This is a genomic window from Rhodococcus qingshengii JCM 15477 (genome assembly GCF_023221595.1).
GTDB classification, from domain to species: Bacteria; Actinomycetota; Actinomycetes; order Mycobacteriales; family Mycobacteriaceae; genus Rhodococcus_F; species Rhodococcus_F qingshengii.
This window is the reverse complement of the sequence record NZ_CP096563.1, coordinates 4,509,380-4,530,874: the sequence shown is the minus strand read 5'-3', so window position 1 is coordinate 4,530,874 and position 21,495 is coordinate 4,509,380. Positions and strand designations below refer to the sequence as shown.

At 62.6% G+C, this 21,495-nt stretch carries 17 protein-coding genes and 1 tRNA gene; 7 read left to right on the top strand and 11 right to left on the bottom strand.

Annotated elements, in window-relative coordinates; translation table 11 throughout:
• Nucleotides 1-9: 9 nt before the first annotated feature.
• The 3 genes from M0639_RS20560 to M0639_RS20550 are packed head-to-tail and all read right to left on the bottom strand — an operon-like array spanning nucleotide 10 to nucleotide 2,086.
• Nucleotides 10-228, bottom strand: a complete 219-nt coding sequence (locus tag M0639_RS20560) for an exodeoxyribonuclease VII small subunit (protein ID WP_003945276.1) — start codon at nucleotides 226-228, stop codon at nucleotides 10-12.
• Nucleotides 225-1,490: an exodeoxyribonuclease VII large subunit gene (xseA, locus tag M0639_RS20555; RefSeq protein ID WP_042920858.1), complete on the bottom strand. Its 1,266-nt coding sequence runs from the start codon at nucleotides 1,488-1,490 to the stop codon at nucleotides 225-227. The genes M0639_RS20560 and xseA overlap by 4 nt, the downstream gene beginning before the upstream one ends.
• Complete coding sequence (locus tag M0639_RS20550) at nucleotides 1,487-2,086, bottom strand: lipid droplet-associated protein (RefSeq protein ID WP_134932325.1); 600 nt, start codon at nucleotides 2,084-2,086, stop codon at nucleotides 1,487-1,489. The genes xseA and M0639_RS20550 overlap by 4 nt, the downstream gene beginning before the upstream one ends.
• A gap of 153 nt (nucleotides 2,087-2,239) precedes the next feature.
• On the opposite strand from M0639_RS20550, the gene M0639_RS20545 reads away from it, so the two are divergent.
• A complete protein-coding gene (locus M0639_RS20545) occupies nucleotides 2,240-3,253 on the top strand; it encodes a 4-hydroxy-3-methylbut-2-enyl diphosphate reductase (protein WP_064075748.1) in 1,014 nt (337 codons plus the stop codon).
• Between the two features lie 69 nt (nucleotides 3,254-3,322).
• On the opposite strand, the gene M0639_RS20540 is transcribed toward M0639_RS20545, so the two are convergent.
• A complete protein-coding gene (locus M0639_RS20540) occupies nucleotides 3,323-4,279 on the bottom strand; it encodes a DUF6542 domain-containing protein (protein WP_064075749.1) in 957 nt (318 codons plus the stop codon).
• A gap of 217 nt (nucleotides 4,280-4,496) precedes the next feature.
• On the opposite strand from M0639_RS20540, the gene M0639_RS20535 reads away from it, so the two are divergent.
• Entirely contained in the window at nucleotides 4,497-5,672 is a 1,176-nt protein-coding gene (locus tag M0639_RS20535; protein ID WP_064075750.1) for an exonuclease SbcCD subunit D, read from the top strand.
• Nucleotides 5,669-8,647 carry an AAA family ATPase gene (locus M0639_RS20530; protein ID WP_064075751.1) on the top strand — a complete coding sequence of 993 codons (2,979 nt, stop codon included), beginning with the start codon at nucleotides 5,669-5,671 and terminating at the stop codon, nucleotides 8,645-8,647. The genes M0639_RS20535 and M0639_RS20530 overlap by 4 nt, the downstream gene beginning before the upstream one ends.
• On the opposite strand, the gene M0639_RS20525 is transcribed toward M0639_RS20530, so the two are convergent.
• Nucleotides 8,648-9,841: an AI-2E family transporter gene (locus M0639_RS20525; RefSeq protein ID WP_003945249.1), complete on the bottom strand. Its 1,194-nt coding sequence runs from the start codon at nucleotides 9,839-9,841 to the stop codon at nucleotides 8,648-8,650.
• A 152-nt stretch (nucleotides 9,842-9,993) separates the two neighbouring features.
• On the opposite strand from M0639_RS20525, the gene M0639_RS20520 reads away from it, so the two are divergent.
• Nucleotides 9,994-10,398 carry a hypothetical protein gene (locus M0639_RS20520; RefSeq protein WP_003945253.1) on the top strand — a complete coding sequence of 135 codons (405 nt, stop codon included), beginning with the start codon at nucleotides 9,994-9,996 and terminating at the stop codon, nucleotides 10,396-10,398.
• Between the two features lie 6 nt (nucleotides 10,399-10,404).
• Here M0639_RS20520 and M0639_RS20515 read toward each other — a convergent pair whose 3' ends face one another.
• The 3 genes from M0639_RS20515 to M0639_RS20505 all read right to left on the bottom strand — a co-directional run bounded on the left by M0639_RS20515 (nucleotide 10,405) and on the right by M0639_RS20505 (nucleotide 14,589).
• Nucleotides 10,405-10,614: a YbdD/YjiX family protein gene (locus tag M0639_RS20515; RefSeq protein WP_003945213.1), complete on the bottom strand. Its 210-nt coding sequence runs from the start codon at nucleotides 10,612-10,614 to the stop codon at nucleotides 10,405-10,407.
• A gap of 2 nt (nucleotides 10,615-10,616) precedes the next feature.
• Nucleotides 10,617-12,899, bottom strand: a complete 2,283-nt coding sequence (locus tag M0639_RS20510) for a carbon starvation CstA family protein (protein ID WP_007726338.1) — start codon at nucleotides 12,897-12,899, stop codon at nucleotides 10,617-10,619.
• Between the two features lie 112 nt (nucleotides 12,900-13,011).
• Nucleotides 13,012-14,589, bottom strand: coding sequence for an FMN-binding glutamate synthase family protein (locus tag M0639_RS20505; protein ID WP_042449196.1), 1,578 nt, complete (start codon nucleotides 14,587-14,589; stop codon nucleotides 13,012-13,014).
• 89 nt (nucleotides 14,590-14,678) lie between these two features.
• On the opposite strand from M0639_RS20505, the gene M0639_RS20500 reads away from it, so the two are divergent.
• Both M0639_RS20500 and ychF read left to right on the top strand, forming a co-directional pair.
• On the top strand, nucleotides 14,679-15,182 hold the full coding sequence (locus M0639_RS20500) for a CD225/dispanin family protein (protein WP_030536246.1): 504 nt from the start codon (nucleotides 14,679-14,681) through the stop codon (nucleotides 15,180-15,182).
• A gap of 70 nt (nucleotides 15,183-15,252) precedes the next feature.
• The gene (ychF, locus tag M0639_RS20495) at nucleotides 15,253-16,332 is read left to right on the top strand and encodes a redox-regulated ATPase YchF (protein ID WP_054188760.1); all 1,080 of its coding nucleotides are present in this window, start codon (nucleotides 15,253-15,255) and stop codon (nucleotides 16,330-16,332) included.
• A gap of 879 nt (nucleotides 16,333-17,211) precedes the next feature.
• Here ychF and M0639_RS20490 read toward each other — a convergent pair.
• The 3 genes from M0639_RS20490 to M0639_RS20480 form a co-directional block, all read right to left on the bottom strand.
• Nucleotides 17,212-18,363 carry a hypothetical protein gene (locus M0639_RS20490; RefSeq protein WP_158170843.1) on the bottom strand — a complete coding sequence of 384 codons (1,152 nt, stop codon included), beginning with the start codon at nucleotides 18,361-18,363 and terminating at the stop codon, nucleotides 17,212-17,214.
• A complete protein-coding gene (locus tag M0639_RS35215; RefSeq protein ID WP_371714665.1) occupies nucleotides 18,363-19,196 on the bottom strand; it encodes a serine/threonine-protein kinase in 834 nt (277 codons plus the stop codon). Before M0639_RS35215 ends, M0639_RS20490 begins: the two co-directional genes overlap by 1 nt.
• An 841-nt stretch (nucleotides 19,197-20,037) precedes the next feature.
• Nucleotides 20,038-21,006: a pseudouridine synthase gene (locus tag M0639_RS20480; RefSeq protein ID WP_064075342.1), complete on the bottom strand. Its 969-nt coding sequence runs from the start codon at nucleotides 21,004-21,006 to the stop codon at nucleotides 20,038-20,040.
• 189 nt (nucleotides 21,007-21,195) lie between these two features.
• Here M0639_RS20480 and M0639_RS20475 point away from each other — a divergent pair.
• Nucleotides 21,196-21,271, top strand: a tRNA-His gene (locus M0639_RS20475).
• Nucleotides 21,272-21,495 lie beyond the last annotated feature (224 nt).

The window sequence follows — 21,495 nt, the reverse complement described above, 5'->3', positions numbered from 1 at the left end:
GAGCGGACGCTACTCGTCCGCTTCGGCCAGAGCCTTTTCGACGCGGGCCCTCGCGCCGGCCAAGTGCTCTTCACAGCGCTTGGCCAACGCTTCGCCTCGCTCCCACAGTGAGAGTGACGCGTCGAGGTCCAGACCGCCCTGTTCGAGAATCTTCACGACGCTCACCAGTTCGTCCCGGGCTGCTTCGTAGCCGAGTTCGTTGATGTCGGTGTCGGTGGCGTTGCTCATTTTTCTCTTCCCATCACTGCGGCGCGAACGGCGCCGTCTGCAAGTCGAACTCGAATCTGGGTACCGGGTGGCGCGTCCTCGACCGAGCGCAGAACCTCCGGATCGCCTTCGGCGACAACACGTTGCACGACTGCGTATCCGCGGGCCAGCGTCGCGGCGGGGCCCAGCGTGGTGAGCCGGGCGCGCAGATGCTCGATCGTTCGGGACTCGGAGTCGATCAACCGAGTCACATCGCGTCGTCCGGCGGCTTGGAGCCTTTCGACCTCCTCGGCGCGACGGTCCACCGCGAGCAGCGGCGATGCCATGACCGGTCGAGTGCGCAACTGTTCGATCAGATGAGACTCACGCTTGACCCAGCTGCGCAGTGCCGCAGCGCTGCGGTCACGCAGATCCGCAACCAGGGCAGCTTCCGCAACCGCGTCGGGTACGACGCGCTTGGCCGCGTCCGTGGGTGTGGCTGCGCGCAGGTCGGCGACGTGGTCACTGAGCGGGCTGTCCGGCTCGTGTCCGATGGCACTGACGATCGGCGTCGTGCAGGCCACGATGGCGCGGCACAGCGCTTCGTCGGAGAACGGCAGGAGATCCTCGACGCTACCGCCGCCGCGAGCGAGGATGATGACGTCGACTACCGGGTTGGCGTCGAGTTCCTTCAGCGCTTCGATGATCTGGGGAACAGCAGTCGGGCCCTGAACCGCGGTGTTACGCACTGCGATGGCAACTGCTGGCCAACGACGATGGGCGACTGAGACGACATCCTTCTCGGCCGCACTGGCTCGGCCCGTGATCAGGCCGATCGTGCCGGGCAGAAACGGAAGCGGCCGTTTGAGCCGCGGATCGAACAAGCCCTCGGCGGCGAGCAAGGCGCGCAGTCTCTCGATGCGGGCAAGCAGCTCACCGATACCCACGGCGCGAATCTCGGTGACACGCAACGACACCGTTCCGCGTCCGGTGTAGAACGAGAGCTTGCCGAACATCACGACACGCGAGCCCTCGGTCAACGGCACCGGGGAGTTGTGCAACAACTGCGGTGAGCACGTGATCGACAGCGACATGTCTGCCGACGGATCACGCAGGACGAGAAAGGCCGTTCGGGTGCCGGGGCGTGCATTGATCTGGGTGATCTGGCCTTCGACCCAGATGCTGCCGAGCCGATCGATCCAGCCGGCGACCTTGGCGGAAACCGTGCGGACCGGCCACGGCTGCTCAGCGCTGCTGGCGCCGGACGATCGCTGCGATGAAGCGGGGGGCGTTGCGGAAGTCACTTTGCCTTGGCTGTGGTGATGCGGTTGGTGAGCATGGTCTGGAACGGTGCCCGGGCGAGCGTCGCATTCTCGTAGTCCAGGACTGCGGTCAGCTCGTCGATGCTGAGCGTCCGGATGCGCGCACGGAGCTGTGCGAGTGTGAGGTTGGGGTAGTCGAGTTCGGTGACGATCTCGGGCTCTTCGGCAGGTCCGTCCGTCGTAGCTGCCGTGGATTCGGACTCGGCGACGGGTGCGGGTTCCTCGATGGGGGCAGTCGGCTCGAGCGAGTAGAGCGCGAAGCGACCGGCGTTGGTCGGGGTGTCAGCGGTGGTCGATCCGGTGGAAGACGTCGGGTCAGCAGGCGCGTCGACGTCTTCGTCGAAGACCGCCCACTCGGGCTGTTCGTCCTCGGAAGACCAGTTGATCAGTGCAAATGCCTGATCGCCCTTGATGGCCAACGAGGTGATCGACTGCTGCACGCGCATGCTTGTCTGCAGCATCTGGCTCACGGCGGTCATCGGCAGGGCGACGGCGGTGGTGGGCAACTTCTTTGCCTCTTCCATCGCGGTGACGGCGAGTCCCGCGGCAACGCGCGCCACGAACGGTGGTCGGATCATTCCCACAGCTTGCCGCAAAGCTCCGACAATCGGTAGCCGACTTGCCTGTGACGGCCGTACTCGTTTACTTCGGAACCTTCGATCGGAGCCCGAAACCGAGGTGTTCACGTTTGCCGGAGTGTCTCACGTTCGAGGTGCCAGTAGGCTGGTCACATGTCTTCGGCTGTTCCTCTCAATCTCGGTATCGCGCACTCGGCTGATTCGCCGTCCACCCGCAAGGGCAGCGCCAAGCGCGTGCTCCTCGCCGAGCCTCGCGGCTACTGCGCCGGCGTCGACCGCGCGGTCGAGACCGTCGAGAAGGCCCTCGAGAAGCACGGCGCACCCATCTACGTGCGTAAGGAGATCGTCCACAATCGCCACGTCGTCGAGACGCTCGAAGATCAAGGCGTGATCTTCGTCGACGAAACCGACGAGGTTCCCGAGGGATCGTTGCTCGTGTTCTCGGCGCACGGTGTGTCGCCGGCCGTCCACGACTCGGCTGCCGAGCGGAACCTGCGCACGATCGACGCAACGTGCCCCCTGGTCACGAAGGTGCACCAGGAAGCAAAGCGATTCGCCCGCGACGATTACGACATTCTGCTCATCGGCCACGAAGGCCACGAGGAGGTCGAGGGCACCGCAGGTGAGGCTCCCGATCACGTCACCATCGTCGACGGCCCGGATTCGGTCGACGCGGTCGCGGTTCGTGACGAGTCGAAGGTCATCTGGCTTTCCCAGACCACACTGAGCGTCGACGAGACGATGCAGACCGTCGCGCGCCTGCGTGAGCGCTTCCCCAATCTGCAGGACCCGCCGTCCGACGACATCTGCTACGCCACGCAGAACCGTCAGGTCGCGGTCAAGGCGATGGCTCCCGAGTGCGATCTCGTGATCGTGGTGGGTTCGCGGAACTCGTCCAACTCGGTTCGCCTGGTCGAGGTCGCGCTCGGGGCGGGCGCTGCCGCGTCGTACCTGGTCGACTACGCCCGTGAGGTCGATCTCGCGTGGCTCGAGGGTGTCCAGACAGTCGGCATCACGTCAGGCGCATCGGTACCCGAGGTGCTCGTGCGCGGCGTGATCGAACTCCTTGCCGAGCACGGATACAACGACGTTCAACCCGTCACCACTGCCAACGAGACTCTGGTGTTCGCCCTTCCCCGTGAATTGCGAGCAGCGCGCACGTCCTGAAACAAGAAAATGCGGGGCACCTTCCATCTGGAAGGTGCCCCGCATTTTTGTGCTACCGGGCGCGTCTGTTCAGGGCTCTTCGCGATCGCGGTACCGAACTCGCGGCGGCGGATACGCGGGAAGATCGACTCCGGGTGGGCGGCGGCGAGGGGGCAGCGGCGGCGATACGTCGTCACCCGAAGCGAAGAAGGGCTCCATCCGCTCCTCACGTCTGGGCGACGGAGTGGGCTCGGGCGCCCGGCGGCGACCGTACGACGGGTAGTCGTCGTCTGCCACGGGCCGACTGTCGGGCTGGGGGCGACGCGTAGGCGGTTGGTGCGTGCGATCGACCCTGGGTGGCTGAGGGCTTCTCCGAGGCGGCAGCAGACGCTCGTCCTGGATCGGCTCGCGCCTGGGGGTGCTTCGGTAGGCGGGCTGCTCGTCCACCTCGGGGGCGCGGCGACGCGGGGGCCCGGGGACGGGCGCGTCCGAGACTCTGCGTCGACGCCCGGTCTCGGGTGCGGGTTGTTCTCGCGTGGCAGCTGCAGAGGAGTCACGAGTGGTGGCCGCCGAGCGGCGGGAGCGGGTCGAGCGCGCGGGTCCGGTGGGGCGCTGATTGAGCAGGAAGTACCGGAAGCCACCGATGATCAGCACGACCACGGTTGCGGCCAACATGATCGGAAAGCGGTTGACCAACGGATACGCGATGTTGATCGCGATATCGCGCAGCGCGGTGCTGTTGTCCTTGCCGATGAGCGTGTGCCCGATCGGCACCGCAGCGAAGAGCAGCAACGGCGGTTGGGCCATCGCGGTGAAGAGGGCCTTGTTCGAAGCGGCAACCACAGCGAAGAGACAGCCCAGGAAGTAGAACGTCGAGAACACCGCGGTGAGCTCTCCGCCGCCTCCGGTGGCATCGATCAGTACGCCGACGGCGGTCACACCGGCAGCAAGCAGGATCACTCCCCACCAGGGCAGGCCGGGGACGGTCACGATGAGCGATCGCTTGTCCAGCGGTACCCCGGAGCGAGCACGTTGGGTTGCAGACACATAACGACATTAGCGGCTCTTGCGTTGTCGGCCGTGTTTGTGCGGGTCGTGGCTGGCGCATTTATCGACGCGATGGCGCGATGGTTTCGGGTTCTTCGTCAAACGAACCGGACGGATTGTGTGCAGGGTCACCGGACGTTCGTGGGTTGGGGCACACCGACGAAGCCGTCAGCGTGGGAGATCGGCGGTGTCGGTGGGCTGCTCTACCGTCGGATTCATGAAGATTCTGCACACCTCCGATTGGCATATAGGTCGCACCTTTCACGGCGTCGATCTGTTGGCCGATCAGGCGAGTGTGCTCGGTTCCATCGCAGATTCCGTCCGCGAACACGGCGTCGACGTCGTGGTCGTGCCCGGTGACATCTACGACCGCTCGATTCCCAGTTCCGACGCGGTCACCGTGTGCAATCGAGGCTTCGAGGCAATCCGGGCGGCGGGGGCGGTCATCGTCGCGACGTCCGGCAATCACGATTCCGCGGTGCGGCTCGGAGCCGGGGCATCCTTTGCCGCTGCCGGCGGCTTGCACTTGATCACTCGCGTCGGCCAGATCGGTACTCCGGTGATGCTGAGCGATCAGTTCGGTCCTGTCGCCTTTTACGGGATTCCGTACCTCGAGCCGGAGATCACGCGCGTCGAGTTGGACGTGCCCCGGGCTCGTACTCATTCCGACATCCTCGGAGCGGCCATGTCGCGTGTTCGGCGAGATCTCGCCGAACGAACGGCTGCCGACCCCGCGACTCGATCGGTATTGCTCGCCCATGCCTTCGTCGTGGGCGGTGAGGCCTCTGAATCGGAACGCTCCATCTCGGTCGGCGGAGTGGAGACCGTCGCAGTGGGCGAATTCGACGGCGTCGACTATGTCGCCCTCGGACACCTGCATTCTCCGCAGATGCTCTCGGAGAGTGTGCGGTACTCAGGTTCACCGTTGCCGTATTCGTTCGGTGAGCGCAGCCACCGCAAGGCTGCGCTTTTGATCGAACTCGACGCAGCCGGTCTGTCGTCGGTGCAGCGCCTCGATCTTCCGGTGATTCGAGGGCTGAGCCAGGTGACGGGAACTCTCGAGCAACTTCTCACCGAGTCGAAGTACGCCGATTCCGAGCAGTGCTACGTCTCCGCTTTGCTCACCGACCCGGTTCGTCCCGTCGATGCCATGAGGCACCTCCAGGCACGTTTCCCCTTTGCCGTTCACCTCGAATGGCAAAGGCCGGAAGGACAATCGGATCTCAAGTATCGCGACGCGGTACGGGGTCGAACCGACATGGAGATCGCCCGTGGCTTTGTCTCGGCCGTGCGTAGTGACCCGTCCGAGCGGGAGGTCACGTTGATGGCCGAAGCGCTCAGCGCTGCCGCGCGCGCCGAGGAGTCCACGGTAGAACTGAGTGAAACCGCGTGAGGCTGCACAAACTCGAAGTCAGCTCTTTCGGGCCCTTCGCCGACACGGTCGAGGTCGACTTCGACCGTTTGGGTGCAGACGGGCTGTTCCTTCTGCACGGTGACACCGGGGCAGGCAAGACCACGATCCTCGACGCGGTTGCGTTTGCCCTGTACGGGCGGGTGCCGGGTGCGCGCAACGAGGGCAAACGGCTACTGTCCGATCACGCGCCCGCCGGTTCGGTGCCGCGCGTGGAACTCGAAGCGACCATCAGTGGTCGCAGAATCAAACTTGTTCGTAGTCCAGAGTATTCGCGCCCGAAGAAGCGTGGCACCGGTTCGATCACAGAGAATGCAAAGGCCACACTGACGTGGTTGGACGGCCGCGGCGAGAATCTTTCGCGCATCCCTGACATCGGTGACGAGATCAACCGCCTCATGGGCATGAGCGCTGATCAGTTCTTCCAGGTGGTGCTCTTGCCACAGGGTGAGTTCGCCAAATTCCTGCGTGCCGAGAGTGACGAGCGAGGCAAACTGCTCGAGCGTCTGTTCGACACCAAGCGTTTTGTCTCCGTCGAGGCATGGTTCGACGCCAAGCGAAAGGCAAGTGCGACCGCGCTCGCGGCAAGGGAGCAATCCGTGCGGCTGCTGCTCGCGAAGGTCGAGACAGCTGCGGGACTCGAGGTAGGCGCCGAGGCACACCCACTGGAATGGTCGCGCAAACTCCTCGCCGAGGCTCAGGACACCCGCGATACAAGTCTTGCGGAGCTGGTGACCGCGAAAGATGCAGCAGCCGAGGCTAATCGGGTGCTCACCGTTGCGCAGCGAACCGCAGATCTGGTCGCTCGCCGTAATCGTGCGACCGCTGAACTCGCAGCATTCAATACGGGCGCCGCCCAAAGAGCTGTGATCGGCGCTGAACTCGAGACCGCCAAGCGCGCACTGCCGGTGGCCGCTGTCGCCGGCGATGTGGACGCTGCCGGCTTGCACCTCGCTGCCGCACTCGAATCGATGACCGCAGCGATGTCGACCTACTCCGCAACGGGCGGTCCGGAGATTTTCGTGCCGGAGGTGTGGCCACCCACCGACGACGAGCGTCAACGCGTCGTAGCTCGGATCCGGACCTGGCGTGACGAGATCGTTCGCCTGGACGCAATGGCGGAGGATGCTCGCAGAGCCGATGCGGCAGAAGCCGAGATCGAGAAACTCGGAGTTCGGCGAGACGCTCTGTCCGAGCGCATCGATGCCATCGCGGTTGAACGCACTCAACTGCCAGAAATGGTGCGCTCGGCCGGCCAACGACTGGAGGATGCGCAACGCGCGCACGCGGCTCTGCCCGGCCTCGAAGCTGCACTGGCCAAAGCATCGGATGCTGCGGCAGCGGCTCATGAATTCGTCTCTCTGCGTGCGCAAGCCGAGAAGATTCGTGTGCAGGTGTTGGATGCGCGCGACGCCCATCAGAGTGCTCGCGGGCGCTGGCTCGACCTCGTGCAGAAGCGTATCGAGGGCATGGCTGCGGAGTTGGCGAGTTCACTCGCGCCCGGTGACCCATGCCAGGTGTGTGGTTCGCGTGAACACCCTGCGCCGGCGCAGTCTGATGTCGTGACGGTCACCGAGCCCGATCTGGAAGTCGCGTCCGCAGCCGAGCGTGCGGCCGAGAAAGCCCTGAGCAAGGTAGTCGACCGCCAGGTAACCGTCGACCGTGACATCGACCGGGTGATCGCCCGCGGCGGGGACGGCGACGTCGCAGAACTCGACAGGCTCCGCGCCGCGGCTCGGAACGCCGTTGACGAGGCGACCCACTCTGCCGGTCAGGTTGGAGGGTTGGCCGACAAGCTCGGGCATCTCAACGAGCGTGACGGCGAGCTGCAACAGGAATCCGCTTCTCTGACGGCCGAATTGGCGGCACTGACCGAGCGTACGACGACTCTGTCGGCCACGGTCGAGCAGATTCGAGCGGCGATCGTCGCTGCGGTGGGAGAAGATTCGACCATCGCTGCTCAGCGCTCGCGGTTCGAAAGGCTTGCCTCCGCTGCCTCGGCGGCGTCTGAGATGCGTGACGACGCCGTTCGTGCGCAGGCGCGATCGGCGGAACTGTCGACCAAACTGGCCGCTGCGGCGGCCGCTGCTGGATTCGATTCGGTCGAGGCTGCGATCGAAGGGGTGAGATCGCCGGCCCGAATCGCAGCGATCGAAACGGAACTCGCCAAAGCACGCGACCTCGAGGTGGCCGCTCGGACGGTCCTCGACGACCCCGAGGTCGTTGCGGTGAGCGAAGTCGAGACAGTCGACGTCGACGGTCCTCGCGAGCGTGCTCTTCAGTGCGCCGAGGTGGTGAACTCGGCTGTTGCAGCTGCTTCCCTGGCCGAGAACCGTGTGTCGGATCTCGAACGGTTCAGCGGACAACTCGAGAAGGCATACGAAGCGGTTGCACCTGAGCGGGAACTGCACGACGAACTCGCGGCCCTCGCCGACGTGATCGCCGGTAAAGGGCAGAACAGTCGCAAGATGTCGCTGAGGGCTTATGTACTCGCGTCGCGGTTGGAAGAGATCGCGGTGTCGGCATCGGTTCGGCTGCAGCGGATGTCCGGGGGCAGATACGAGTTCGTGCACAGTGACGAGGCAGGTTCTCGGGGTCGCCGCGGCGGTCTGGGGCTCGACATCCGGGACGACTTCACGGGTGTCGTTCGCTCGGCGAAGACGCTCTCGGGCGGTGAATCATTCTTGGCGTCATTGTCTTTGGCCCTCGGACTTGCCGATGTGGTTGCGGCGGAGTCCGGCGGAATCGTTCTCGACACGATGTTCATCGACGAAGGATTCGGCACTCTCGACGCCGACACCCTCGACTCGGTGATGGCTGTGTTGGATGAGCTTCGCGACGGTGGACGAGTGGTGGGCATCGTCAGTCACGTGGACGAGATGAGGCAGCGAATCCCGAGTCGCCTGCACGTCATTCGCGGACGTGCAGGCTCCTCGGTGAAGGTGATCGCGGGCTGATCAGGCCTTTTTGTTCTCTACCTCTGACTCGGCGTCGTCGTCTTGATCCTCGAGGATGTCCGACGCATCGCCGGCGGGCATCGGCTCGTTGTCGCTTGCGCGTTCGTCGATCTGCTCGCCGATGTACCGGATGACAACTGCTGCCACAGCGGCGACGGGCACTGCGAGGAAGGCGCCGACGATGCCGTACAGCGAGCTACCGGCGGCCACGGCAAGCAGCACGATGACGGCGTGGAGTTTCATCGACTTGCTCTGCAGCACAGGCTGAAGGACGTTTCCTTCGATCTGCTGAACGGCCAGGATGATGATCAACACGATGATGGCGGTGGTGAGACCGTTGGCCACCAGCGCAACCAACACGGCCAGGGCGCCGGCGACAAAGGCACCGACGATCGGGATGAAGCCACCGATGAACGTGAGAATTGCCAGCACCGGTGCCAGCGGAACCCCGAGTATCAGCAATCCGGCGCCGATGAAGACCGCGTCGATCAGACTCACCAGTGCTTGTGTCCTGATGAATCCGCCGAGCGTGTCCCACATGCGGGTGAGGACCTCTTCGAGATGCCGACCGGCACGGCCGCCGCCGACAGCGTGGAGCCAGGGGATGAACCTCGGTCCGTCCTTGATGAAGAAGAAAGCGAGAATCAGGACCAAACCGAGCGTGACCAACAACGAGCTCGCTGTGCTCACGCCGCTGAAAACGCCTGAAGCGATGGCGGTTCCACTTTCCTGCACCTTGGTGATGACGGCATGGACGGCGTTGTCGATCTGGTCGTCCTTCAGGTTCAGCGGCGGACCCTGGAGCCAGTCCTGAACCTGGTTGATGCCCTCGGTGGTCTTGTTCGCGAGCTCGGGGGCCTGGCTGACCACTGACGGAACGATGCCGGCGATCACACCGGCCAGGATTCCGATCGAGAGCACCAGGGTGATGCCGGCTGCCGCGGCCGGTGGCATACCGCGCTTGATCATGCCGCGGGTCGGCGGCCACATGACTGTCGCAACAACGATAGCCAGAGCCACCGGCAGGATGATGACCCAGAGCTTTTCGATCAGCCAGCCGAAAATCCAGGCGCCCAGCGAAATCGACGCCAACACCAACGACCATTTTGCGAGCCACATACCCCCTTGCCCGATGATCTCGCCGCGGTCGCGCTTGCGCACCCCTGCGGACGTCCCCTTGTCTTGCTCGCTCACTGATCGTCCTTTCCGTCGGCGCAGGGATCTCCTCGCCGATGTGCGAATCCGGTGATCTAGCTGAGCTGATCGTAACGACTGCATGCGATAACTCGTGTGTTGCGCTGCAATACTGTGTTTTGAAGCATGCTGATCGGACTAACATTTCCGTCATGAGAATCGCAGCAGCAGTCGGGGCAGCAGCAATCGTCGTTCTCGGGCTCACCGCGTGTAGCACCGAGGATCAGGACAACGCGCAGAACAAGATCAGCGAGGCAGTCACGAGCGGGCAACAGGCGCTCGAGACGGCGAAACAGTCAGCGGGCAACGCCATCGATCAGGGCAAGACGGCGCTGTTCGTCGCCACGTTCCGTGGGGCTTACGCACCGTTGGCGGAGAACCGCGACGACGCAGACATCGAGGAGATCTTGACGACCACGTGTACCGAGGTCGCCAACGGCACGGACGAGGCGGAGGTCAAGACCAAGATCACCGACCTGGCCGAGAACAACGGCAACAAGCCCACCGACGAGCAGGCCGGCCACATTTACGAACTCGCGAAGGCCACCTGCCCCTGACCGGATTCAGCAGCAGCGGGCGCCTGGGTTGGCGTCGGCTGCTGCGTGTCGGCGGCGCCAGAACTCTCGTTCGCTGATCACCGGTGAGTCGGCGTGGTGGCGTCGGGTGTGCTCGACGTAGCGCTGATAGTCGAGATCACCCATCACCGAGCGAACCCACCACAGCGTTCCGCGGAACGCTGTGGTGAGTTTTGCCGTCATGGTCGCCGTCGTCATGGTCAGTGCCCACCTCCGTGTGCGGCGCCGGGCGCCCGGACTTTCCCGGCTTTGATCAGCTCGTCCCATTCTTTCTGGATTTCCTTCTCCGCGGGCGTCGGAATGAAGCTGGCGGGTCCGAAGATTTTCGACGGTTCTTCCGGGGACTCGGTGGTCGGCAGCCCGCCCGCTCGGATTGCCTTGGCACATACGATGATCCCGGCGATGACCACGACGATCACCAGTGACGCGAAGATGATCGACAACGTGCCCTGGATGAAGGTGTTGCGAATGACGGCATCGATGGCCTCCGGAGTCTTCGCGGAACCGTGCGCCGTCTCGCCGGCAGCCTTCGCGTCCTTGAACACGTTGTGCTGAGCCCAGTACCCGATCGCGGGGTTGTCGGAGAAGATCTTCTGGTACGACGCGGTCATGGTTACGACCAGGTCCCACACCAGCGGCACGCCGGGAATCCAGGCCCATTTGAACAGGCCCTTCTTCATGACGATCGTCATGACCACCGTCAGTGCGATCGCGGCGAGTAGCTGGTTGGCGATGCCGAAGAGCGGGAAGAGTGTGTTGATTCCGCCCAGCGGATCGGTGACACCCATGAGCAGAATCGCGCCCCAGGCAGCGACGACGATCAGCGAGCACAGCCACGCGCCGATGCGCCACGACGGGTCCTTGAACTTCTTCGCCGGACCGCCGAAGTTGCCGAGCGAGTCGGAGAGCATGAATCGAGCGACGCGGGTGCCGGCATCGATCGTGGTGAGGATGAAGAGCGCCTCGAACATGATCGCGAAGTGGTACCAGAACGATTTCAGCGAGTCGCCGCCGAAGACGTCGCTGAGCACTTCGGACATTCCGAACGCGAGCGTCGGGGCGCCGCCGGTTCGCGAGATGATCGATTCTTCGCCGACGGCCTCGGCTGCCTGAGTCAGCACGTCCGGTGTGATGGGGGCAGTGCCGAGGGGCAGATTGTTGACGTATTCGGCTGCGGTTTCCGGTGTTCCACCGGTCAGTGCCGCGGGAGCGTTGAGTGCGAAGTACAGGTGCTGATCGAGGATGCAGGCGGTGACCAGAGCCATGATCGCGACAAACGATTCGGTCAGCATGCCGCCGTACCCGATCATCTTGGTCTGGCTTTCCTTCTCGAGCAGCTTCGGCGTCGTACCGGACGCGATCAGTGCGTGGAAGCCCGAGAGCGCGCCACAGGCAATGGTGATGAACAGGAACGGGAACAGTGAACCGGCAAAGGCCGGGCCTTCGCCGTTGGAGGCGAACGGCGTCACTGCCGGCATGTTCAGCGCGGGTCGTGCGACCAGAATTCCGATGGCCAGCAGCGCGATGGTGCCGACCTTCATGAACGTCGACAAGTAGTCGCGCGGTGCCAGGAGCAGCCAGACTGGCAGCACCGATGCGGCGAATCCGTACGCGATCATCAGCCACGCGATGGTGACCTTCGAGAGTGTGAACCAGTCTGCGCCCCAACCGGTATCGGCAACCCATCCGCCGGAGACGATGGCAAGGAGAAGCAGGACGACGCCGATCAGGGAGACCTCGGAAACCTTGCCCGGCCGCAGATACCGCAGGTACACGCCCATGAACAGCGCGATGGGGATGGTCATCGCGATCGAGAACACTCCCCACGGGGACTCGGCGAGCGCATTGACGACCACAAGTCCGAGCACCGCGATGAGGATGATCATGATGACGAACACGCCGATCAGTGCGGCGACGCCGCCGACGAGGCCGAGTTCTTCGCGGGCCATCTGACCGAGGCTGCGCCCGCGGCGCTTCGACGAGATCCACAGGACCATGAAGTCCTGCACCGCCCCGGCGAACACGACGCCGACGATGATCCAGATCGTTCCCGGAAGATATCCCATCTGTGCGGCCAACACGGGTCCGACCAGGGGGCCGGCACCGGCGATTGCCGCGAAGTGGTGACCGAACAGCACCCGACGGTCGGTCGGCATGTAGTCGGCGCCGTTCTCCATGATCTCGGCGGGAGTGGCGACGTCGTCGCGGGGTTTGACGATCTTGCGTTCGATCAACCGCGCATAGAAGCGGTAGGCAATCAGATAAGTGCAAATTGCGGCCAACACGAACCAGACGGCACTGATGTGTTCACCGCGGACGATCGCAATCATGTACCAGGCGCCCGCGCCGACCAGTCCGAGAACAAGGAAGACGACGCGCGCAGTCGTGGAGATGGGTGTTTTGTCGATGACGCCGACAGGTGGCAGGTCAGGATCGGTTTTCAGGTACTCGACATTTGGTTCCGGCGCAGTCGTCAAGCTCATCGTCGAACTCCGTCCACTAGTGCACGTGTGGCCGCCGTCACAGCGGGCCATCTGTCACTGTAGGACCAGAAGGGTGAATCCGCGCGATCTGAAACGCGGGAGTCGACCGACGTCAGAATCGGTGAGCGTCGGCGTCGATCCAATCGGTGAGCCAGCTCTGCGGCGGGGAGTCGAGCAGTTCGCCCGGCATCAGCCAGTCGAACAGGTCGGCATAGGTGCGAGTGGTGAGACCGTCGACGCGGCGGTTGAGCATTCCCGGTTGCAGTTGGTCGAAGGAATCGATGCCCATCGACGCGATCATCTGTTGCGCGCTGGCGACGGTTGCCTTCTGGAATCGGTAGACGCGCTCGCTCTTGTCGGGGATGTCGAGTGCGCGGGTGCGTGCCGGATCCTGAGTGGCAACGCCGACCGGGCAGCGGTTGGTGTGACACATCTGGGCCTGAATACAGCCCACTGCGAACATCATTGCGCGGGCCGCCATCGTGAAGTCTGCGCCCTGGATGATGCGTTTGACGATGTCGGAACCGCTCGCCACCTTTCCGGAAGCGCCGACTTTCACGAGAGGGCGCAAACCAGTTCCCACCAGAGCGTTGTGCACCAGCATCAGGCCCTCGGTCAACGGCATGCCCATGTGGTCCTCGAACTCCACCGGACCTGCGCCGGTGCCGCCTTCGGAACCGTCCACGATGATGAAGTCGGGCGTGATACCGCGTTCGATCATCGCCTTGCAGATTCCGAGGAATTCACGACGCGAGCCGACACACAGTTTCATCCCGACCGGCTTGCCTCCCGACAGTTTTCGCAGGGTCGCGATGAAATCGACCAGTTCGACCGGGGTGCTGAACGCGGTGTGCGCGGGTGGCGAAATCACGGTCTGGCCGACGGGTACCCCGCGGGTTTCGGCGATTTCGGGGGAGACCTTGACTCCGGGAAGCACGCCACCCAACCCGGGTTTCGCACCTTGCGAGAGCTTGATCGAAATGGCCTTCACCTGATCGAGTCCGGCACGCTCGGCAAAACGGTCAGGATCGAATCGGCCGTCCTCGGTTCGGCATCCGAAGTATCCCGAGGCGATTTCCCAGATCAGATCGCCGCCGTGTTTGCGGTGATACGGACTGATCGCGCCTTCGCCGGTGTCGTGGGCGAAGCCGCCTTTGGCGGCGCCGGCGTTGAGGGCTTCGATTGCGTTGGCGGACAACGACCCGAAGCTCATCGCGGAGACGTTCAGGAGAGCGATGTCGTACGGCTTCGTGCAATCGCGTCCGCCGAGGCGAACTCGGGGAACGGTGTCGGGGGCGGTCCGTGCGCGAATCGAATGCGTCATGAACTCGTAGCCGATCGCATTGACGTCGCGCTCGGTCCCGAAGGGCTCTTCCGCCAGTGTTCCCTTTGCCCGCTCGTAAACCAGATCTCGCGTTTCGCGATCGAATGGCATTCCATCGGTGGATGATTCGACGAAGTACTGCTGGATCTCCGGTCGAATCTTCTCGAGGAGGAATCGCGCGTGCCCCAGGACCGGATAGTTACGGAGGATGCTGTGAGACTTCTGAGTGAGGTCGTAGGTGCCCATCGCCGCCAGCGCGAGAGTGACGACAGCGATCACCCACCATCCAGGCGAGGCGACAATTGCGAGCGCGGCGGTGCCGAGACCCACTATCCATATCAAGAGCACGATCAGCATCCGAGTCACCTCGAGAGCGTAGGCGCTCACTGTGACACGGCAGCGGTAAGTCTCCACTAGGTTCTGCGATAGAGAACCGAATCCGACTCTTTGGGGGAATGATGACCGAACCGCAATATCCGACCGACCCGCAGGATCCGAAGGAGCAGCAGTATCCGGCGGGCCAGCAGTATTCAGCCGGTCAGCAATATTCAGCAGGCCAGGAATATCCGACGGGCCAGCAGTACCCAACCGACCCGCAGTACTCAGCCGGACAGCAGTATCCGACCGGTCAGCAGTACAGCGCAGCCCAGCAGTACAGCGCTGCTCCCACGTACGCGGCGCCTCAGTACGGTCCGCCGAAGTCCAACGCGGGATGGGCCGTCGCGTCGATCATCTTCTTCTGGCCTATCGCGTTCGCCGCGTTCAACCATCTCCACGACATCTACCCGAAGTGGGCGATGGGCGATCACCAGGGCGCGCAGTACGCGTCCGAGCGGGTGAAGAAGCTCGGGCAGATTTCGCTCCTGATAGCCGTCATCTGCTGGGTGCTGTTCATCGCGTTCTACGTGATCTTCCTGGTTGCGATCGTGTCGTCCGTCGATTCGTATACCTACAACTGATCACCTGCCGCGACGTGACGGTGGGGCGAGTACCCGTCACGTCGCCGCGAGGCCGTAGAATCCACAGACCGTGAGCCTTACCCTCGGAATCGTCGGACTGCCCAACGTCGGCAAGTCCACCCTTTTCAATGCACTGACCAACAACGACGTGTTGGCAGCGAACTACCCGTTCGCGACCATCGAACCCAACGTCGGTCTGGTCGAGCTGCCCGATCCGCGGCTGCAGAAGCTCGCCGAGATCTTCGGCTCCGAGCGCATCCTCCCCGCGACCGTGTCGTTCGTCGACATTGCCGGCATCGTCAAGGGAGCGTCCGAGGGCGCAGGTCTGGGCAACAAGTTCCTGGCCAACATTCGTGAAGCGGACGCCATCTGCCAGGTAGTTCGCGTCTTCGCCGACGACGACGTCATCCACGTCGACGGCAAGGTCGACCCGGCCTCCGATATCGAGGTCATCGAGACCGAGCTCGTGATCGCCGACATGCAGACTCTCGAGAAGGCTCTCCCGCGTCTGGACAAGGAAGCTCGCAAGAACAAGGAGCTCAAGCCGGCCCACGACGAGGCACTCAAGGCTCAGGCATTCCTCAACGAGGGCACGACGCTCTTCAGCGTCAAGGACAAGCTCGATTTCTCGTTGCTGCGTGAGCTGAGCCTGCTCACCACCAAGCCCTTCCTGTACGTCTTCAACGCCGACGAGTCGGTGCTCACCGACGAGGCGAAGATCGCGGAATTGCGCGCTTCCGTCGCCCCTGCCGATGCCGTGTTCCTCGACGCGAAGGTCGAGCAGGAACTGCTCGAGCTGGACGAGGAAGATCGCCAGGAAATGCTCGACTCGATCGGTCAGACCGAGCCCGGCCTGCACGCTCTCGCGCGCACCGGCTTCCACACCCTCGGACTGCAGACTTACCTGACGGCTGGTCCGAAGGAAGCTCGCGCCTGGACCATCCACAAGGGTGACACCGCTCCCCAGGCTGCCGGCGTCATTCACACCGACTTCGAGCGTGGCTTCATCAAGGCTGAAATCGTGTCGTTCGACGACCTCGTCGAGGCCGGTTCCATGGCCGCAGCCAAGGCTGCCGGCAAGGTCCGCATGGAGGGCAAGGAATACGTCATGGCCGACGGCGATGTGGTGGAGTTCCGCTTCAACGTCTAGTTGGAAGTAGTGATCCGCTAACTCGGAGTTGCTGGAGCGACGCGGCCGCGAATGCCTGACTCTGTTCCGACTGACAAAATAGCAATGAACGCCCGGGTGGCCCGGATTGGCGTTTCGTCGCTGCGGTCGATATTCAACTGTGTGGTCACGACTCAAAAGGAACAATCGAAGGGCCAGCGAGTGCATAACATTCGATTCGTCCTCCCGTCCTCGTCGCATGGAGGTCGTCGTTTCGAGCCTCTCGCGGAGCTAGAACTACACGGACTTGCGGAGGCTGCCGCTTCTACTCTGCGTGGCGCCACGGGCGACATTCTGCTCATACCAGAGATGCCAAGTCCTCTTGGGCTCCCCGATTTCGTGGCGCTTGCCGGGGGATGGGAATGGCTACGTTCTAGGCGGGCGGTCGGAATCGAGCCAATTCTGGGAGAGTCCGAGTGCCTGGTTCTCGCCGCACTTCATTCCAAACAGTCGCTCGCGCCGGAAACGATTGCCCGCCGAATAGGTTGGGGCCTCTTTGAACTTGAACCTGTGCTGACGAGGCTTGAGAGAGCGAACGCAATCCGCTGTACTCCACGGGGTGCCGTTACGTTGAATCAGGCATTGGTGCCCAGTGGGTCTCTGACAGCGCTCGAAGCGAAGGTGAAGGATTGGCAGAAGGCAGTCCTTCAGGGCCGTACCTATAGGACTTGGGCGAACAACTACGTAGTGGTCTTAGGTGAGGTTGGCGCAGTCGCAGAATCACGTGCACGTCAAGATGTTTCGCGAGACGGGGCCGGCTTGTACTCAGCGGCTGGGTGGATCGTGCACCCGAAGGCCAGAAATCCGGCCCTTGCGAAGCGGATTCGGGGTTTCGAGTATTTGTACGCTGCGATTGCAGGCTCAGATCCAACCTTCTGATGCCCTAAATAGGTCTATTCCTTCGAGGAATGGTTTGATCCAGCGATCTGATCCTATTTTCGTACCTGTGATTCTCTTGACTTCGGGCCAGTGCGTCTTCGCATCAAGATAGCGGCTTCGCAACGAATCCACGCGAGCTAGGCCACTCAGCGTGTTCAGTTCGTCCACGATTCCAGTCAACACACCAGCGTGGTGTCGAAATGCTTGCTCTGGCTTGGGACCAATGGTGCCTGGCGTCAGTTGCCTAGCCAGTTCAGCCGACTCAGAAACTAAGATGTCGTGCTCTCCGTTGGATAGTCCACCCATGAGGCCGTTCAGTGTTGGGCGCTGGTACCAACCACCGCCGCTACCCGCATCAGCTTCTCGCTCCTCAAAGTCTTGGTACGCACAAATTCGCTGACGGAGATCCCAGCCTGTACCAATCGCTTCTGCGCCAGCGGCGACAGCGGGGAGTGCTGCAACATCACCGAAAGCGACGCGTACAGGCCTATCCTGGCTGAGAGCGAAAGTGGTGCGCATGATCCCGTGGATTTCCTCGGGGGTAGCACTTGGAGGCATTGAGTTGTCCGATCGAGTGACTACCAGGAGCCATCCTGTGGGCTCAAGCTGATCGAGAGCCCCTATGTGTGCGTCGAGTTCTGTGCCAGCGCTCCAAAATTCCTGGTCGCCCGCAATTGTGAGCCACGCCGAGGATGAGGCAGCGATAGCTTCCTGACTGAGTTCCAACGCACATTGACTTCTAGGGGTGTCAGGATACGAGACGAGAAGTGATGGTGCGAGCCTCGGGCTGGACAACTCATCTTGAATTTCGTATACGCGATCAATATGGGCCCGTAGAGCCTGGGGTGTATTTAGGTCTCCGCGCTGACCGGGCCAAAGATTCCAAGTGTCGTAGTGTCGGAAATCCCCTGCACGTGGTGTGTTCAGCGCGTAGGTCATCGGGTCGAACCAAAACTCGCCTCCTGACGCGCGGATCGAGTCCGAAGTATCTTCAGCCGAGCGCTTGTAACCATTTGCAAGCATTGGGGATGTAAACGGCGACATGTAGGCGCCGATTCCGTATCCGCCGTCCACCGCACGCGTGGTCCATCTGATGAGGGTGTTGCGAGCCATGTCGCTGATGAAGACTCCCATCACGCAGCCTCGAACGCGCGCATTAAGGATGCTCCGTTTCGGAACCTGCGAGCAGGCTGAGGGTGAAGGCCGCGCTCAACAACCGTGACGAGACTCGCGGGCAGGTCGGGGCGTGCCTCTTGCAGCGGAATATGATCCGCCGTGCGGAGGCGTCGCAGGTAGTCATGATCGTCGCCTTTGTAGAAGATCGGAGGCTGCCCGGTTGCCGCACAATATACGAGCGCACAGCACCCGAATACGTCGGAGGCCGCAGTGGGTGAACCTGAGTACGACTGAATATGTTCGGGGGTCATAAACCCTGGTGTGCCGGGCTGTCCGCCAACGGTCAAGCCGCTTCTGAATGTGTGCTTCGCGAAGCCAGGGTCTAGAACAACAAATCGGCCCGAGGTAAGACGCTGCACATTGCCCGGGCTTAGGTCTCTATGAATTACTTTCTTTTCGTGGAGGGCGCCGAGGCCGGCGGCCACGTCACGACCGAGCATCGTCAATTGTGCCGCCTGCCAATGGGAGCCCGCGTATCTCAGATCTACTCCATCAAGGAGTTCCTCGAGCCAAAACACAGCAACTGGGGCGTCGCCCAGGATGAGGAGATCAGACCTGACTGCTACGACATTCGGGTGATCAATGCTCTTCAAGAGTTCGACCTCACGCTTTGCTCGTTCGAGTGCGGCTGGGTCTGCGGCAAGCCCGAGATCAATAAGTTTTAGAACGCTGGAGTTGCCGTTTGGGTGGACCACGACGTGCACCTGCTTCTGGCCACCTTCAAGAAGAGGACGTGAGGGTGAGACATCCAGGCGAGTGCACGCCTCGTGCAGAAGATTAGTCACGCACATATCCTGGCACGTCAGAGAACCGAACATGCGGTAGTTTTTTCGGCGTGTTGGATGAATTCGTGTTGGATGAACTTTTGTTGACCCATGCTGGTCTAGGAAAGATGATCCGGGTATCTCCCATCGCAAGGGCCAGTAGCCCTTCCCGACTGACCTGAAGAGTGCTCCTCAGAGCTCCGTTATGCGCGGACTAGTTATCCAAGAACCAGATGGACCGTTTGAATCTGAAAAGGTGAACTCCCCACTTTGAGTATTCGAGTTGGTGTGTTTTGCTCCATCAAATTGGTGCCCTCAAAGCTCGCGATGATTTCAGCTTTCTACATTCGTGCGTGCGGTACACCCCCCCAGTCACCCAGCGTGGTGACTGTCAATGCCGACATGAGACAAGTCTTGAGGACGACCTACCGCTACCCGATTCTTCAGGTTTGGCAGGTCAGCCTTTTACAACCGAGCCCGCACAATAATTCCTCACGGTGTGCGGCGATCCTGCAGCGCGGGGTAAAGCGGGCATTCGAATTGACTTCGGCGCGAATATCGCGGTTGATCCAGCTCAAGAATTGGATCCACGGAGGTGACGGCAGTGAGAGGATCAATACGTCGTTGATCTGCACGAGGTGGATAGCATCGTGTGTTGCTCCGACAGGGTTCGTTGTGGCATTGATGGAGACGTCCCCGCGGGGACGTTTTGCGGATCGGGTCCGGTAGCCGTCCTTCAACATGTGTGTTCCCGAAGGACTTAGATGTAAGATTCGCGACCGCGAGTCCGCCAGAGATCCACAAGGAAGTCTTCGCCTGGATTGCCAGGCTCTCTAGGTGTCCGAGGGCACAGACGACACGCGGGCGCTCAGCAGTCGGAGGCGGGCATCTCGCTGAGCGTCCGACGGGTGACGAACCGCCGCGCTTTCCCCGACAGCGGGTCGGTGAATTCGAGTTCCCTCGCGAGCAATTGGAGTGGGAGAGAATGATCGTCCGGGGCGTCGGGAAGCAGGTCGGGGTATCGCCGGTCGCCCAGGATCCCGGCGCCGAGAGCTGCCAAATGCACCCGCAACTGGTGCATCCGTCCGGAGCGCGGACGTAGAACCGTGTGCAGCACAGCACGTCCGGAGGCACTCACGCCCATCCCTCGCGCCTCGATCATGGTCTCGGAGTTGGGTTCACGGCTGTCGTCGACGACGACTCGCAACTCGCCGCGTCGAGCTTCGATGTGGTTGCGGTAAACGAGAGGGACGTCGAGCGCTGGTGCATCCCGGCCCCGCCGGGTCGGTCGCGCCGACACCGCCTCGTAGACCTTCGTGACCTGACGCTTCTCGAACAGTGACTGGTACGCGCCGCGCGTCGCGGGGCGGGCCGAGAACATCACCACCCCTGCGGTGCCGCGGTCGAGTCGATGGATCGGGGTCAGATCTGGGTTGTCGAGACGAACCCGCAGGCGGACGAGCGCCGACTCACGCAGGTATCGCCCGCTCGGAGTGGTCGGGAGAAAATGTGGCTTGTCGATGACGACGAGATCGTCGTCGGTGTGCAGGATCTCCTCGTGGAACGGCACCGGGTCCTCCGCCGGCAACTCACGGTAGTACCAGACGAACCGGTGCGCGCTGAGTTCTGTGTTCAGGCAGATCGAGTGGCCGTCGGTATCTACGAACTCGCCGTCGTCGAACCGCCGATACAGGTTCTCGGCGTCCAGATGGTCGAACTTGGCTACGACGTACTCGGCGATCGTCGCCCACGGCCCAGAGAGCGGGATGCGTAGGCGCGTCGGGCCAACCCCGTTCTTGACGGGCAGCGGTGGGGACATGGACACGCGGGTCATCATCCCATCGACTACTGGTCAGCGGTGATTCGGTGTGGCCTCGACGGGGACGTCCCCGCGGGGGACGCGGAAACCGAACTCACAGCGGTGGTCGGTGTAGATCGTCTACTCGAAAATCAGTAGCGCGGACGAGATGCGGGCCCGTATGGTTCGGCAGAGAAAGATCGCAGTCGAAAAGCACTGCGGGCCATACCTTCTGTAGCTCAATTGGTGAGAGCACCCGACTGTGACTCGGGCGACGGCGGATCGTAACCGCCCAGAGGGACCAGCTCAGATACGGTTGAGGTCGGGCCTCTAGGCGCAGAGGCCGGCGGCCCTTTGCCTGCACAGTTGTCGAACGAGCCTGAGCCGGTATTCCCTGAATCGCCGGACCGCATTCCAGTCGCCGGCCATTTCCGCGTCGGCAAGTAGGTATTCGCAGTTGTCCAACTGATCCTTCAAAGACATCATCAGAATTCACCTCCGATCACCCGAGCAAGTACCTGTCCAGGA